Source organism: Williamsia sp. Y721 (genome assembly GCF_059683565.1).
Genome location: NZ_JCASNH010000001.1, coordinates 1,340,906 through 1,356,340, shown reverse-complemented (window position 1 = coordinate 1,356,340; position 15,435 = coordinate 1,340,906). Strand labels below are relative to the sequence as shown.

Annotated in this window: 12 protein-coding genes and 1 other RNA gene; 5 read left to right on the top strand and 8 right to left on the bottom strand. The window is 65.1% G+C overall.

The window, feature by feature from the left end:
* Nucleotides 1-41 precede the first annotated feature (41 nt).
* Both AC56PL_RS06030 and AC56PL_RS06025 read right to left on the bottom strand, forming a co-directional pair.
* On the bottom strand, nucleotides 42-1,385 hold the full coding sequence (locus AC56PL_RS06030; RefSeq protein WP_495515441.1) for a glutamine synthetase beta-grasp domain-containing protein: 1,344 nt from the start codon (nucleotides 1,383-1,385) through the stop codon (nucleotides 42-44).
* Between the two features lie 85 nt (nucleotides 1,386-1,470).
* A complete protein-coding gene (locus AC56PL_RS06025; protein WP_497153242.1) occupies nucleotides 1,471-3,009 on the bottom strand; it encodes an alpha/beta hydrolase in 1,539 nt (512 codons plus the stop codon).
* Between the two features lie 215 nt (nucleotides 3,010-3,224).
* On the opposite strand from AC56PL_RS06025, the gene panB reads away from it, so the two are divergent.
* Genes panB through AC56PL_RS06010 form a run of 3 tightly spaced genes read left to right on the top strand, consistent with a single transcriptional unit; the run spans nucleotide 3,225 to nucleotide 6,605 of the window.
* Nucleotides 3,225-4,076: a 3-methyl-2-oxobutanoate hydroxymethyltransferase gene (gene panB / locus AC56PL_RS06020; RefSeq protein WP_495515439.1), complete on the top strand. Its 852-nt coding sequence runs from the start codon at nucleotides 3,225-3,227 to the stop codon at nucleotides 4,074-4,076.
* A 22-nt stretch (nucleotides 4,077-4,098) separates the two neighbouring features.
* Nucleotides 4,099-5,088, top strand: a complete 990-nt coding sequence (pip, locus tag AC56PL_RS06015) for a prolyl aminopeptidase (RefSeq protein WP_495515438.1) — start codon at nucleotides 4,099-4,101, stop codon at nucleotides 5,086-5,088.
* A complete protein-coding gene (locus AC56PL_RS06010; protein WP_495515437.1) occupies nucleotides 5,085-6,605 on the top strand; it encodes a CHAD domain-containing protein in 1,521 nt (506 codons plus the stop codon). Before pip ends, AC56PL_RS06010 begins: the two co-directional genes overlap by 4 nt.
* 25 nt (nucleotides 6,606-6,630) lie before the next feature.
* On the opposite strand, the gene AC56PL_RS06005 is transcribed toward AC56PL_RS06010, so the two are convergent.
* Both AC56PL_RS06005 and rnpB read right to left on the bottom strand, forming a co-directional pair.
* Nucleotides 6,631-8,040: an RNB domain-containing ribonuclease gene (locus AC56PL_RS06005; protein ID WP_497153241.1), complete on the bottom strand. Its 1,410-nt coding sequence runs from the start codon at nucleotides 8,038-8,040 to the stop codon at nucleotides 6,631-6,633.
* An 82-nt stretch (nucleotides 8,041-8,122) separates the two neighbouring features.
* An RNA gene (gene rnpB, locus AC56PL_RS06000) (RNase P RNA component class A) lies at nucleotides 8,123-8,529 on the bottom strand.
* Between the two features lie 95 nt (nucleotides 8,530-8,624).
* Between rnpB and AC56PL_RS05995 the strand changes: the two genes are divergently transcribed.
* Nucleotides 8,625-9,875 (top strand): SLC13 family permease, encoded by a 1,251-nt coding sequence (locus AC56PL_RS05995; protein ID WP_497153240.1) that lies wholly within the window; start codon nucleotides 8,625-8,627, stop codon nucleotides 9,873-9,875.
* Between the two features lie 19 nt (nucleotides 9,876-9,894).
* On the opposite strand, the gene AC56PL_RS05990 is transcribed toward AC56PL_RS05995, so the two are convergent.
* On the bottom strand, nucleotides 9,895-10,794 hold the full coding sequence (locus AC56PL_RS05990; RefSeq protein WP_497153239.1) for a LysR family transcriptional regulator: 900 nt from the start codon (nucleotides 10,792-10,794) through the stop codon (nucleotides 9,895-9,897).
* Between the two features lie 151 nt (nucleotides 10,795-10,945).
* On the opposite strand from AC56PL_RS05990, the gene AC56PL_RS05985 reads away from it, so the two are divergent.
* Nucleotides 10,946-12,253, top strand: coding sequence for an FAD-dependent oxidoreductase (locus AC56PL_RS05985; protein WP_495515433.1), 1,308 nt, complete (start codon nucleotides 10,946-10,948; stop codon nucleotides 12,251-12,253).
* A gap of 39 nt (nucleotides 12,254-12,292) precedes the next feature.
* On the opposite strand, the gene AC56PL_RS05980 is transcribed toward AC56PL_RS05985, so the two are convergent.
* The 3 genes from AC56PL_RS05980 to AC56PL_RS05970 all read right to left on the bottom strand — a co-directional run bounded on the left by AC56PL_RS05980 (nucleotide 12,293) and on the right by AC56PL_RS05970 (nucleotide 15,429).
* Nucleotides 12,293-13,450, bottom strand: coding sequence for a bifunctional RNase H/acid phosphatase (locus tag AC56PL_RS05980; protein WP_497153238.1), 1,158 nt, complete (start codon nucleotides 13,448-13,450; stop codon nucleotides 12,293-12,295).
* Nucleotides 13,447-14,193 carry a CT398-like coiled coil hairpin domain-containing protein gene (locus AC56PL_RS05975; protein WP_495515431.1) on the bottom strand — a complete coding sequence of 249 codons (747 nt, stop codon included), beginning with the start codon at nucleotides 14,191-14,193 and terminating at the stop codon, nucleotides 13,447-13,449. Before AC56PL_RS05975 ends, AC56PL_RS05980 begins: the two co-directional genes overlap by 4 nt.
* A 111-nt stretch (nucleotides 14,194-14,304) precedes the next feature.
* Complete coding sequence (locus tag AC56PL_RS05970; RefSeq protein ID WP_497153237.1) at nucleotides 14,305-15,429, bottom strand: Nif3-like dinuclear metal center hexameric protein; 1,125 nt, start codon at nucleotides 15,427-15,429, stop codon at nucleotides 14,305-14,307.
* Nucleotides 15,430-15,435 lie beyond the last annotated feature (6 nt).

Here is a 15,435-nt window from a genome sequence, read left to right as displayed (position 1 = left end):
CCCGGTCACACCATGAGCCCACCCGGAGCCCGCGAGGATCTCTAGAGCGCCAAATAGTTCTGCAGCTCAAAAGGTGTCACCTGACTGCGGTAGTTGGTCCACTCCGCCCACTTGTTGCGCAAGAAGTATTCGAAGACGTGCTCTCCGAGGGCCTCTGCGACCAGTTCGGACTTCTCCATCTTCGTCAGTGCTTCGGCCAACGACCCCGGCAACTCCTTGTAGCCCATGGCCCGACGCTCGGCGGGAGTCAGCGAGAACACGTCGTCCTCGGCGTGATCGGGAAGCTCGTAGCCTTCCTTGATGCCCTTGAGCCCCGCGGCCAGCAGGACCGCAAATGTCAGGTACGGGTTGCAGGCCGAGTCGGGGCTGCGGACCTCGATACGCCGCGACGACGCCTTGTTCGGCGTGTAGAGCGGCAAGCGGATGAGGGCGGAACGGTTTGCCGCACCCCAGCTCGCGGCGGTCGGGGCCTCACCACCGTGGATGAGTCGCTTGTAGCTGTTGACCCACTGGTTGGTGATCGCGCTGATCTCATCGGCGTGATGCAGGATGCCGGCGATGAACTGCTTGCCGGTTGTCGACAGCTGCATCGGATCGTCGGGGTTGTGGAAGGCGTTCGTGTCGCCCTCGAACAAGCTCATGTGGGTGTGCATCGCCGAACCGGCGTGCTGACTGAACGGCTTCGGCATGAACGTGGCCCAGACGTTTTCCGAGATCGCGACCTCTTTGACGACGTAACGGAACGTCATCACGTTGTCGGCCATCGAGAGCGCGTCGGCGTACCGAAGGTCGATCTCCTGCTGGCCCGGCGCCGCCTCATGGTGCGAGAACTCGACCGAGATACCCATCGACTCGAGTGCGTCGATGGCGTGCCTGCGGAAGTTGGGTGCCGAATCGTGCACGGCCTGATCGAAGTAGCCACCGCCGTCGGCGGGGATCGGCACCGAGCCGTCGAGCAACGGCGGGTTCTTCAACAGGAAGAACTCGATCTCGGGGTGGACGTAGCAACTGAAACCCTGATCGGCTGCCTTGTTGAGCTGGCGACGCAACACATGCCGCGAATCGGCCCACGACGGTTCGCCGTCGGGCATCACGATGTCGCAGAACATGCGGGCGGAGTGCGGCCTGCCGGCGCTGGTGGTCCACGGCAGGACCTGGAACGTGGAGGGATCAGGCTTGGCGATGGTGTCTGCTTCCGACACCCGCGAGAAGCCCTCGATCGCTGATCCGTCGAAGCCGATCCCCTCGGCAAAAGCACCTTCTAGCTCGGCAGGCGCAATGGCAACCGACTTCAGGTAACCCAGTACGTCGGTGAACCAGAGGCGGACAAAGCGAATGTCGCGCTCTTCGAGGGTTCGGAGCACGAATTCTTTTTGGCGATCCATGACAAACGAGCCTAGGAGTGCCCTGTTAAATGCATGTTACAGACGCGCATCATCCAGAATATCCTGGGGATTTCAGCCAAGATTCTCAACATATGAGGCCTTCATCCGGCAATGTGAGATCAACGAAGTACGCGGTGACCGCATCGTCGACGCAGTCCTTGCCCTCGAGCGACGCGGTGTGCTGGTCACCCTCGAACGTGATGAGCCTGGCACCAAGCGCTTTCGCAAGTGCAACACCGGCCTGATAGGGGGTCGCCGGATCGTTGGTCGTGGAGATGACAACGGTCGTCGGCAGGCCCTCCACGTTCAGCTCATGCGGCGTGCTGGTGGGTGGGACCGGCCAGAACGCACAGGCATCTCGGGCACCGACCCCGGTCCCCCTGCCGTCATCGGCGAACGGTGCCGCCCGGCGCGCCTCGGTGTCGAGTCGATCGATGGTCGCCTGGTCGGTGATCGGCGGGTCGTCGATGCACCTGATCGCCGTGAAGGCATCCGCATTGTTGTTGTAGTGACCCTGCTCGTTTCGCCCCTCGTAGAGGTCGGCAAGTCGAAGCAGGGTGTCACCGTTGCCCCGCGTCAGCTGCTCCAAACCCTCACGCAGCGGATCCCACAGCGCATCGCTGTACAGCGCCTGGATCACCCCGGTCATCGCGTCACCGTAGGTCAGGGTCCGGCCAAGACCCGTCGTCGCCGGCTGGTCGATCAACGGTCGGGTGAGCTCCTGGAAACGGATGGTTGCCTGCGCCGGGTCATCGCCAAGCGGACACCCACCGCGCTCGATGCAATCGGCGGCGAAGGCCTCGAACGCGGACTGGAAACCAGCCATCTGTTTGATGGTGTCCTCCACCGGATCTGCTGCCGGATCGACCGCACCGTCGTTGACCATCGCCCGCACCTCGGATGGGAACTGTTCGGCATAGGTCGCCCCGATCCGGGTGCCGTAGGAATAGCCGAGATAGTTGAGCTTGTCGTCACCGAGCGCCGCGCGCAGCACATCGAGATCCTTGACCACGTCCGCTGTCCCGATGTGTGAGAGGTACTCGACACCCATCCGCTGCTCGCACTTCTCGGCGTTCTTTCTCGCTTCCTGTTCCTGCTTCGCGATACCGGCCGGGGTCATGTCGGCCAGTGTCAGCGCCCGTTGCTCGTCCCGTTCGGTATCTGTGAGGCAACGGATTTCCGGTGTCGACTTACCGACGCCCCGCGGATCGAATCCGATCAGATCGAATCGCTCGGCGAGGTCCCGATCGGCGAAGTCCGAGGCCTGCCCCGCCAGGAAATCCACACCGGAGCCGCCCGGCCCGCCGGGATTCATCACCAGCGAGCCGATCTTGTCGCCGCCTGCACGCACCCGCAGGATCGCGATCTCGGCGGTACCTCCGGCGGGGTCGTCGTAGTCGACGGGGACCGTGACGGTGGTGCAATCGGTCCGGTCCTCGGGATATCCGAACGACTCCTGATCGGCGTAGTCGTCGCACGATTCCCAGTGGAGTCGCTGTCCGTAGAAGGGGTCCAGCGACGGCGTCGGGGCCACACCCGAACTGAACGTCGCGGGCTCGGCGGAACCATCGAGATCGGTACTGCAACCGCCGACCACCAGTGCTGCCGCCGCAACGACGGTCATCCCGCACAGGATTCCCCGTCTACCCCGTGCTCGTATCCTCACCGGTTACATCGTGCCACGCCGGCAACCGTGCACCGGCGGCCTGAGCAGCGCAGTTGTGACAAATTGCACACCAGCAGGCGTTTCCCTGCCCGAGCCGTGGTGCCACACTGGTGGGGTCATCCACCAACCCGGGTACCTGCGGATGCAGGACTCGAGGCACGAAAGAGACAATGATGTCCGACACTTCGGTATATGGCGCTGCGCCCTCAGCAGACACTTCTTCTCCCCGCCGCCGCGCAACGCGCGTGCACCATCTGGCCCAGATGAAATCTGAGGGCGACAAATGGTCGATGCTCACCGCATACGACTACTCCAGTGCGCGCATCTTCGATGACGCACAGATCCCGGTCTTGCTGGTCGGCGACTCGGCAGCGAACGTGGTGTACGGATACGACACCACCATCCCGGTCACCATCGACGAACTGCTTCCGCTGGTCCGCGGTGTCGTGAAGGGTGCCCCGCACGCACTGATCGTCGCCGATCTGCCGTTCGGTAGCTATGAGGCCGGCTCGCAGCAGGCCCTCGAATCATCGATCCGTTTCTTCAAAGAAGGCGGAGCGCATGCGGTCAAGCTCGAAGGCGGTGAACGTGTCGCCGATCAGATCGCGACGCTGACCGCAGCGGGTATCCCGGTCATGGCGCACATCGGCTTCACCCCACAGAGCGTCAACGGACTCGGCGGCTTCCGGGTCCAGGGGCGTGGTGACGGGGCCGACCAGCTCATCGCCGACGCGATCGCCGTCCAGGAGGCCGGCGCGTTCGCCGTCGTGATGGAGATGGTGCCCGCAGACCTCGCCGGGCAGATCACCCGCAAGCTCACCATCCCGACCGTGGGTATCGGTGCTGGCAACGAGACCGACGCCCAGGTCCTCGTCTGGCAGGACATGGCCGGGTTCACACACGGCAAGACCGCCAAGTTCGTCAAGCGTTACGCCGACGTCGGCGGCGAATTGCGCCGGGCGGCAGAGCAGTACGCCGACGAGGTTCGTCGCGGCCAGTTCCCCGGCCCCGAGCACGCGTACTGACCTCACCCGGCATAGTGGGGGGATGCGCGACTTCTACCCCCCGATCGAGCCCTACGCCACCGGACATCTCGATGTCGGTGACGGACAACGGATCTACTGGGAACAAAGCGGTAACCCCACGGGCAAACCGGCTATCTTTGTGCACGGTGGGCCCGGTGGCGGCACCAGTGGTTTGCAACGGCAGTTCTTCAATCCGGACGCGTACCGCATCATCCTGTTCGACCAGCGCGGCTGTGGCCGGTCGACTCCGCACATAGCGGACGGCGGCGACCTGTCGGTGAACACCACCGATCACCTGATCGCCGATATGGAGATGCTCCGCGAAGAGTTCGGGATCGAGCAGTGGCAGGTGTTCGGCGGCTCGTGGGGTTCGACGCTCGGTCTGGCCTACGCCCAACGCCACCCCGATCGGGTGACCGAATTGGTGCTGCGTGGCATCTTCCTGCTTCGTCGCAGCGAGATCGACTGGTACTACAACGGCGGTGCGGCGAACATCTTCCCTGATCGCTGGGAGGGGTACCTCGAGCCGATCCCGGCCGACGAGCGTGACGGTGATCTGGTTGCTGTCTATCACCGACTGTTGACCGGCGATGACCGTGAGAAGGCGACCCAGGCCGCCCTTGCGTGGACCACCTGGGAACAGACGACAAGCCATCTACTCCCCCAATCCGATGACGACAAGGACAGCGATCCGGCCCGGTATGCCCTCGCGTTCGCCGGCATCGAAAACCACTACTTCGTCAACGGCGGTTTCCTCGAAGACGGTCAGCTACTGGCCAACGCCCATCTGATCGCCGACATCCCCGGCGTCATCGTGCAGGGCCGCTACGACGTGGTGTGCCCGGCCCGAAGCGCGTGGGACCTGCACCGCGCCTGGCCGACCGCGCAACTGCACATCGTCGCCGATGCCGGACACGCATCGTTCGAACCCGGAATCCGGCATCATCTGATCGAGGCAACGGATCGTTTTGCCGGAGTCGGCAACCAGAGCAGCGGGAAGGACGCACGGTGAGCGCCCAGGAGACAACAGAAGTCGAACTCAAATACGACCTCGACACCAACGCGTCTGTCCCCGACCTGACGGTATTGCCTGCGGTGCAGTCGATATCGGGACCTGTGATCGAACATCTCGACGCGACCTATTACGACACCGACGCTCTCGATCTCGCGGGCAACAAGATCACCCTCCGACGGCGAGAAGGTGGTCACGACGAAGGCTGGCACCTCAAGCGGCCCGGCATCGGCACTCCCCTTGGCCGACGCGAGATGCACGTCCCACTGCAGACCGCGGCCGATCCGTTCGCCGAGGTCGTGGTGCCGTCGGAGCTCACCGACCCCGTCCAGGTCCACCTCCGCGGGCGGCACCTGGCACCCATCGCGACCATTTCGACGATTCGCCGCATCACCGAACTCCACGACCCGCAGGGTGCAGTACTCGCGGTGTTGTGCGAGGACTCGGTCGCCGCACAGTCGCTGCTACCCGGCGGAATCGCCCAGAGCTGGCGCGAATGGGAACTCGAATTGGTCTCCGGTGACACCGAACTCTTGTATGCCGCCGACGAGGTACTGCGCGCCAATGGTGCTCGCACCGCCTCGAGCGCGTCGAAGCTCGCGCGTGCCATCGGCACCACCCCGACCACCGCTGACAGTTCGGACGGTGGCCGGCGCGCGAAGAAAGCCAGACTCGGCAAGAAGTCGACGGCGCTGGAGCTGGTGGTCGCCGAGCTCGCCGAGCATCGCGACCACCTCATCGCCCATGATCCGCAGGTTCGGTGCAATGCGCCCGACTCCGTCCACCAGATGCGGGTCGCGACCCGGCGAGCACGCAGCGTTCTGCGATCGTTCCCGGACGTCTTGCGGGGCACCGGTCTCGAACAGCTCGAAGGTGAATTGAAGTATCTGGCAAGCATTTTGGGCGATGCCCGGGATGCGGAAGTGCAGCTGGAACGAAATCGTCACCTACTCAAAGGCGAAGCCGCATCGGCGCATGTCACGCACGCGCTGATCGACGGTCAACTCGAAACACAGCGCGTCGCGATGGCGACCACCATCGACTTCCTGCATTCCAAGCGATATTTCGATCTACTGGACGAGCTCGACCGGACCATCGCGGAACCGCAACCAGGTGGGGACGCCGACGAAAAGGCCCGCGTCATCTTCGACAAGGCCGTCGCGCACAGCGCCAAACGTGTTCGCAAGGCACAGAAGAGACTCACCGCCATGACCGAAGGTTCGGCAGAGTGGGTCGAACAGCTGCACACCGTGCGCAAACGCGCGAAACAGTTGCGGTACACCATCGATTCCGGGATCCGGCTGAACACCGACAAGTACCGGAAGCTCGGCAAGAAAGCCAAACGGGCCCAGAGCGCTCTCGGGGATTTCCACGACGCCGTCATCAGCCGCAGCCATATTGCGCTTCTGGCAACGGGATCAGATGTCAACGTGGCTGATGCATATGTGTACGGGCGTCTCGACGCCCGCGAAGAAGCCGCCGCGGCGCGCGACCTCGCGACGTACCGGCCCGTGTAGCCACACCGCCGCCCGCACCGGCCGCCTAGACCGGCATGAACGTCACATTCGGGGTGCGCGGGTCGGCGTCCATCAGCTTCACCTGCACGTGCCGGCCCTCGGCCGGATCGCCACCGCACGTGGCGAACACGGCCGGATCTGCAATGAAGATCTGTGCGGGACGCTTGCCGCGAGCGGCGTGCAACACGGTGGCGGTGAACGTCTCACCGACTCGGTCGGCCAACAGGATGGCTTCGGCCATGTCCAGGCTCGACCGGTCCGCTCGGCCCGCGACCGAACTCGAACTCCTCATCACCTCGGGCAGTGTCGGCAAAGCGCTGCACACCCAGTCCGGCACCGGTTCTGCCGCCGCCAGTGCCAAGCAGGTCTCGGTGGCAAAGCGGTCGGCCAACCGGCGCAGCGGCGCGGTCACGTGGGCATAGACCCCGGCGATTCCGCCGTGCGTCGTCACCGCGTCGTCCGGGATCACGCCCAACATCGGCAGGTAGTCACTGCCGCGTAGCAACGTGGTGGCATCCGACATCACAGCCAGGGTGAGCGGGGACTGCGGATCCAGACCGGCGAGGAACGCACCCGGTGAAACATCCTCCGGCCAAGGCACATCCAACGCCACCGCGGAGGCCCGGAACATCTTCACCGCGTCGTCGGTGGCCGACGGCAACGTGCGCAACAGCCCGACTTTGTTGTCCAACATCATCTGTCCGGCGCACATACCCGTCAGCAATGAAACCTGCGAGTTCCACATGTCGGCCCGGGTCCGTGGTTGCACCACCAACTGCCACCCGCCGTCACCGTCCCTCAACACATCCTGCTCGGGCAGACCCAACTCGACCGCGCCCCGCTCGATCGCCAAACGCTGCCGAAGCTCACCGAAGTCCGGGAGCGCCTCGATGGACGGATGTAAACGCCCGGCGTCGGCGTCGGCCTGCACGGTCTCGTAGTCCAGCCGGGCCACCGACCGCACCAACGCCCGCTGGACGTCAACCGAGGTCGGATGTCCGTCCCCGTCGACGGCGATGCGCCACAGCACCGCCGGACGGACCTGATCGGGAAGCAGCGATCCGCGATCCTCCGACAACGCCCGCGGATGCAGCGGCACGTTGCCGTCCGGGAAGTAGATCGTCTGCCCACGCCTGCGGGTTTCGAGGTCGAGTGGGCCGGCGGGGCGAACCAGCGCCGCGACATCGGCGATCGCGTACTGCACCACAAACCCGGCGCCGTCACGGGCGATGTGGACGGCCTGGTCGAGATCCACCGATCCGGGCGGATCGATGGTCACCAGCGGCAGGTCGGTCCGATCGACACGACGGGCGGCGTAACCATCCGACGCCGTCTGGGCTTCGGCTTGGGCGGCGGCTCCGAACTCCTCGGACAGACCGAGGTCGGTGCGGATGGCACCAAAATCTATGTCGGCGGCGCGAAGTATCCGTTGCACCGCACCAACACTAGCGGGCAGTGACCTCCACACCGGGCCAATCGGGGCACCGGAGTGGTTGGTGCGAGTCCATGTTGCGGGGCGAACGAGCCGGCCTGTAAGCCGGATCCTGTACCGACCACAAGGGTCGGCAGCGGCCATCCATCTGGGCACACCGTCACCGGGTACCTCAAGCGGTCCACCCGCAGGCTCGGGCGAGCAGCCCTCGAACACCTGCGCAGCCACACCAGTTACCTGGTGCAACCTTCGACCTTGCTCCGGGTGGGGTTTACCGAGCCATCACGGTCACCCGTGATGCTGGTGCGCTCTTACCGCACCTTTTCACCCTCACCGGCTTGCGCCGGCGGTCTGTTTTCTGTGGCACTGTCCCGCGAGTCACCTCGGGTTGCTGTTGGCAACCACCCTGCTCTGTGGAGTCCGGACTTTCCTCGATCACGGGCTCGCCGCCGATGCGACTGTCCCCGCGACCGCAGCCGCCCAGCCGGCTCGTTCGCACCATCACTGTACGTTCTCCGGCCCCGGATCCACGCATCCTTCGCCTGCCGGATTGGTGCCCGGTCCGGGTATCGGGGGAACATTGCGCCGTGGATGTTGTCGCGGTGGTCCTGATGGTGGCTGCACTGGGATTGGCCGTGTGGCGTCCGCGTGGCCTGTCCGAGGCGGCGGTTGCGGTCCCGGCCGCAGTGCTGGCCATTGTCGTGGGCGTCGTTGAACCCGACCGCGCCTGGGACGAGCTGCGGGAGTTGTCGTCCACCGTGCTGTTCCTGGCGGCGTTGTTGGTGATCTCCTACGCCTGTTCGGTACTGGGCGTTTTCGAATGGGTGGCCCGGGTGATCGCACACCGCGCATCTCCGCAGGGCGGCGCCGGTCACCGATCCGGGCGCCGGCTCTTCGGACTGGTGTTCGCCGCCGCCGCGATCACCACCGCCGCGCTCAGTCTCGATGCCACCGTGTTGCTGTTGACACCCGTGCTGCTGTCGATGACATCGGCGCTCCGGGTACCGGCCCGTCCACACAGTTACGCCACCGTCACACTTGCCAATTCGGCCTCGACGCTGATGCCGGTCTCGAATCTGACCAACCTGCTCGCCTTCGCCGCCACCGGTCTGGGCTTTGTCGAGTTCACCCTCTTGATGGCTCTGCCGTGGCTGGTCACCCTTGCAGTCGAATTCGCGTTGTTCTGCTGGTACTTTCGCGACGACCTCGAGGTCGCGCCCGGCCCCGACGTACTCGACCCACCCGGCCCGGCGCCGCGCGCCCCGCTGATCGTTCTTGCCGCGACCCTGACCGCATTCGGTGTCAGTTCACTGGTCGGTATCGAGCCGGTGTGGTGCGCGGTCGCAGGTGCCGCGGCGATGGCCTACCTGGCGCTACGCGGACGCGCCTGCGGGGTCGGAGCATTGGCCAAATCGGCACAACCCGGATTCCTGCTGTTCGTCTGCGCACTCGGGGTGTTGGTGGCCGGGATCTCCGACGGACGGATCGGGAGTTGGGTCGCGGACCTGTTGCCCGACGGAACCGGGCTACTCGACCTGCTCATCGTCGCCGTGGTCGCAGCCATCGCGTCGAACGTGATCAACAACATCCCGGCCACCCTGCTGATGCTCGCGGCACTGGGCAGCGGCGCACCGGCGGCACTGGTCCTGGCAATGCTGCTCGGCGTCAACATCGGCCCCAGCCTGACCTATCTGGGGTCGCTGGCAAATCTGCTGTGGCGCAACCTGGTCAACTCCGGCGGCCACCGCGTCAAGGTCGCCGAGTTCACCAAGGTGGGCCTGGTGACCGTGCCGTTGACCCTGGTGTCGTCGGTGTTCGCGCTCTGGCTGGTCACCTAGCCCCGGGGCGAACCGCCGGTCAGCTCGCCGGCGGATCCTCTCCCCCGGCCAGATCCGCGCGTACCGATCGCAGTGCGGCGATCAGGTCGTTGACGATCTCGGATTGTCCGGTTGGCGCGCGCACCACCGCCGACACCGGAACCCGCAGTGCACGTTCGCTGTCCCGCGTGAAGGCGATACCCGCGAGCGGCGTGCGCTCGTAGAGCACGGTCCACTCCTCGGGGTGGTTGAGCAGCTCCATGGTCGCGGTGTGGTCGACCGGCAGCGGCGGTGCCTGGCGGGGGCGGTCGAGCCCGTGACGGTCAAATGCCTCGCGAATCACGTTGTGCAACAACACTTGATCGCGCGCCGACGGCAACAGCAGCGGATACTTTCCGAGTTCCGCCAGCCCGACCTCGGCCGACCCCGCCAGTGGATGCCGCTGCGACATCGCAACCACCAGGTCGTCGACCCACAGGTGTTCGATGGCGAGCCCTGGTCGCTCGAGGCCCCCACGGATCAGGGCCAGGTCGACGTCGCCTCCCAGGACCGCATCGATCCGCTGATCGAAGCTCTTGATGATGAATTCGATCTCGACGTCGAGGTGTTCGGTGCGCAGCTTGGCGATCGCGGCCAGTGACTGCTGTGCGAACGACATGTTGGCCGCCATCCGCACCCGCCCACCCGGCGTACGTGCTGTCGCGGTGATCATCGATTCCAGCCGGATCATCTGCTGAGCCAGCGGCAGCACCTGGGCCCCGAGGTCCGTCAGGCGCACCGTGCGCGTCGATCGGGCGATCAATTTGGAGCCCAGCTCGTGCTCGAGCCGGGCGACCTGGTGGCTGATCGCCGATTGCGAAATGAAGCAGCGGGCCGCGGCCCGGCTGAAACTCAGCTCCTCGGCCACGGCCACGAAGTACGTCAACTGGCGAAGTTCCATGCCACCAGCTTATATGAGTGATCCAGATAAGTTCTATCTTCAGAACAGGTTGAAAAATGGCCAAAAATGGCCTGATTAGGGATTTTCACCCCAGTTAATTGCGCTATACATGGAAGTAGTTGTCATCAAGAGATAAAAGGATCACTAACTCATGCCCACACCGCACAGCGTTCCCACCCACCTCGAGGCCGACGTGGCCATCGTGGGTTCGGGATTCGGTGGACTGACAGCTGCACAGCGGCTGGCCAAAACCGGACTGCGCGTCGTGTTGATTTCCAGCACCCCCGAACACCTCTTCCAGCCACTGCTCTATCAGGTCGCCACCGGCGTGCTCTCCAGCGAAGAGATCGCTCCCGACATCGCCGGCATCCTGCGCAAGCACCGCAACATCGAGGTCCGCCTGGGCACGGTGACCGATGTCGACCCCGACGCCGGCGTACTGCACTTCCGGCATGACGGCCCGACGGAGACGGTTCGATTCCGCTACCTGATCGCGGCCACCGGCGCGACCCAGTCGTACTTCGGACGCAACGAGTTCGCGCAGTACTCCTACGCACTCAAGACGATCGAAGATGCGACCAAACTGCGGACACAGATCCGCCAGAACTTCGAAAGGGCCGCGCAGACCACCGACGACGATCTGCGCCGCCGACTGCTGAGTTTCGTGATCGTGGGCGCCGGCCCGACCGGTGTCGAGGTCGCCGGGCAGATCCGTGAACTCGCGTCCCGCTACTACAAGCGTGACGACGTGTCCGTCTACCTCGTCGAGGGCGCAGGCGATGCACTTCCCGTCTACGGTGGTTCGCTCTCGGCCTACGCCAAGAAGGCGCTCGAGGCGGCAGGTGTGGAACTCCTGCTCAATTCGCTTGTCACAGACATGGATTCCGAGGGCGTCACCGTCAAGATCGGATCCGGTGCGGCGACCCGCAAGATCGCGGCCGACACCATCATCTGGTCGGCAGGCGTACAGGCCAGCGCGTTCACCGCAGTCCTGGCTGAGGCAACCGGAGCGCAGACCGACCGCGCCGGGCGGATCCTGATCAACCAGGACCTGACCGTGGGTGGCTACGCCAACGTCTACGCGATCGGTGACATGACCTCACTGAACGGCTACCCGGGACAGAGCCCCGTGGCCATGCAGGAGGCCCGTCACGCCGCCGACGTCATCAGCCGGAAGAAGCTGCCGGGCACACCGTTCAAGTACCGCGACAAGGGCAGCATGTCCGTGATCAGCCGGTTCAGCGCGGTGGTCGCCATCAACGAGAAGATCCGCTTCCGCGGCATGTTCGCCTGGATCACCTGGCTCGCGGTGCACCTGTTCTACCTGATCGGCTTCCGTAACCGCTTTGCCGCCATCGCATCGTGGCTCTACGCGTTCATCGGCAGCAAGCGGCCAGGATTCGAGCAGGTCGACCGGCGCGGCGCGGCCGTCCCGCAGGCGCAATCCCGCGCGAGCTGATCGCATACCTCACGGTCAACCCGAACCACCTGGGAGAGATCAGATCTCACCCAGGTGGTTCGTGTCGTTGACCAGCCGGACCGACGCACCACCGTCGGGATAGAACTCGGCGATGCTCAGTGATGCCAGATCGAGGTGCATCCGGTAGAGGAGCGACGATCCGACACCGAGCGCTTCCCGCAGGAGCACCTTGATAGGTGTCACATGGGACACCACCAGCACCTCGCCCGGGCCGTACTGATCGACGATCTCCGCCTGCGCCTTCAGGATTCGCACGGTGGCGGTGTCGAAGCTCTCGCCTCCCGGAGGCGCGATGCTCGTATCGCCGATCCACGCCTTGTGGAGGTCGGGATCCTGACTCGCGGCTTCGGCGAAGGTCAGCCCTTCCCAGTCACCGAAGTCGGTTTCGATCAGACCGTCGTGGACGGTGACCGGCAAACCCAGTGCGTGCGCGGCAGCCTCGGCGGTATCGCGGGCCCGCCCCAGCGGGGAACAGATCACGGCCGAGATACCGTCCGGTTCGGCGGCGGTCTGCGCACGGGCCGACAGTCGCTTGGCCGCCCGCGCCGCCTGATCACGGCCCAGTTCGGTCAGTTGCGGGTTGCCGCGCCCCGAGTAACGCCGCTCCACCGACAACGGAGTTTGTCCGTGTCGTAGCAACAACATTCGCGTCGGCGCACCCATCGCACCGTTCCAACCCGGCGCCCTTGGTGCCGGCTTCAATGACTTCTCAACCGGCTTCTCAACCGGCTTCTCGATCGGCTTCTCGGTCACCACGGCCACCTGCTCGCCCGCGGCCGCAGCGTCCATGGCCTCGTTGGCCAGGCGGTCGGCGTGTGAGTTCTGGTTCCGTGGGATCCAGGTGTAGTCGACGCGCGAGAATCCCGACGCCAGCGCCTTCGCCTGCGCGGCCAGCGGAATCATGTCCGGATGCTTGATCTTCCAACGACCGGACATCTGCTCGACCACCAGCTTCGAGTCCATCCGGACCGAGACCTCGTCGGCGCCCACGTCCTCGGCGGCAGCCAGACCGGCGATCAGCCCGCGGTACTCGGCGACGTTGTTGGTCGCGATACCAAGGGCCTCCTTACGTTCGGCCAGGACCGAGGCCCGGTCGGCGTCGAACACCACCGCGCCGTAGCCCGCCGGACCCGGGTTGCCCCGCGAACCGCCGTCGGCCTCGACAACAACTTTCACGAAGAAGCCAATCCCGACTCGTGGGTGCGCACCAGGATGGCGCCGCACTCGTCGCAGCGGACGACCTCGTCGGTCGGGGTTGCGTTGATCCGGCTGAGTAGTCCGCGGTCGAGTTCCATCCGGCACGCGCCACAGCGGGCGGACCGGAGCAGTCCGGCACCGATCCGTCCCTGTGAGACCTGCTTGGTATAGACGGCCATCAGATCCGGATTCACGTTGGCGGTCAGCGCGGCCCGCTTCTCCTGCACGGCGGCGATGTCCTCATCGATCTTCGCCAGCGCTGCATCACGGCGGGCGGTGGCCTCTTCGATCTGCCGCTCGGTGTGGTTGGTCATGGCTGAGGCCCGCTGCTCGTCCGCACCGACGGCTTCCTGCTGTTCCATCACCTCGAGCAACTCGTCTTCGAGCAATGCGCGACGACGGATCAGCCCGGTGACCTCATGCGAGAGTTCACTGAGTTGCTTGGCGGGCAAGGTACCCGCGGCCAACTGCTGGTTGTCCTTCTCTTCACGCATCGACATCGACATGATCTCGTTGTCGAGCCGCCGGGACTCACGGTGCAGGTCCTCTGCAGCGATCTGAGCCCGCACGGCCTCGTCGCGCTGGGTATTCAGCTGCTGCCCGAGCTGATCCAGCTCGGCGATCTCGGGCAACGTGGACCGCCGGTGTTCGATTCGATGCAATTCCGCATCGACATCGGCGATGTCCAACATCAATCGTTGGTCGGCCGGATCTGCTTTCACCAGTGTTCCTTCATTCCTCTACTGTCCGGTCCCACGGGCCGGATCAACAAGTCGTTCGGCGCCGTCAAGCGCCGGTGATGACATTTTTGCAACCGTACGCGGTACCGCGCCTCAGTGGCCGCTCCGATGAATTGTCCATGGATCTGTCGGAGTGGCGAACACGCCGGTGGCCAATCCGGGGACGGCGTCGGCGAGCAGACCGGCGACCTGTTCACACCAGGGGAACTCTGTACTCCAATGACCGGCATCGATCAGAGCCGGACCACCACCGCGCAGGTGTTCGTCGACCGGGTGATGCCTCAGGTCGCCGGTGACGTAGACGTCCGCGCCCACCGCGCGGGCCGTGGCCAGCATCGAATCACCAGCACCTCCGCAGACCGCCACCGTTGTGATCGTCATCTCCGGGTCACCGGCGGCGCGGATTCCCACAGGCGTGGACGGCAAGGCCTCGGCAACGTGCGCAGTGAACGCAGCCAGACTCATCGGTTCGCCGAGCTCGCCCACCCGTCCCAACCCTTCGCCACCGCGAGCGGGTGCCAACTCGATGAGGTCGAAGGCCGGTTCTTCATAGGGGTGTGCGCTGCGCAGCGCGGTCAGGACACGCGAGCGCACCCGGCAGCTCGCCACCATCTCGACGCGGTCCTCGGCCACCTGCGTCACCTCGCCGCGTGCCCCGACCGCCGGATCGGCAGCCGCGCCCGGCAGGAATTGGCCGGTTCCGGAGGTGCTCCAGCAGCAATGGCTGTATTCACCGATCTCACCGGCCCCGGCGGCGAACATCGCCTCGCGGACCGCCACCACGTCATCGACCGGAACGAACACCGACCACTTGTCCATCGCTTCTGCGGGTTTGGGGTCCAGCGGTCGCATGTTGATGAGCCCGAGCAGCGCACCCAGGGCGTCGGAGACACCCGGGTTTGCCGAGTCTGCGTTGGTGTGCGCGGTGTAAAGCGCGCATCCGCCCTTGATCAGGCGGTGCACAAGCCTGCCCTTGGGTGTGTGGGTACCGACGGTGTCGACGCCGCGCAGGAGCAGTGGGTGGTGTGCCACAACAAGATCCACACCGGACTCCAAGGCCGCCTCGATCACCGCATCGGTGACATCGACACAACACAGCACCGAGGTGACGGCATCATCCGGGTCGCCGCAGACCAGGCCCACCGAATCCCAGCTCTCCGCCAACCGGACCGGGTACGCGCGTTCGAGAATTCCGATCACGTCGGCCAATGTCGTCATACCCGT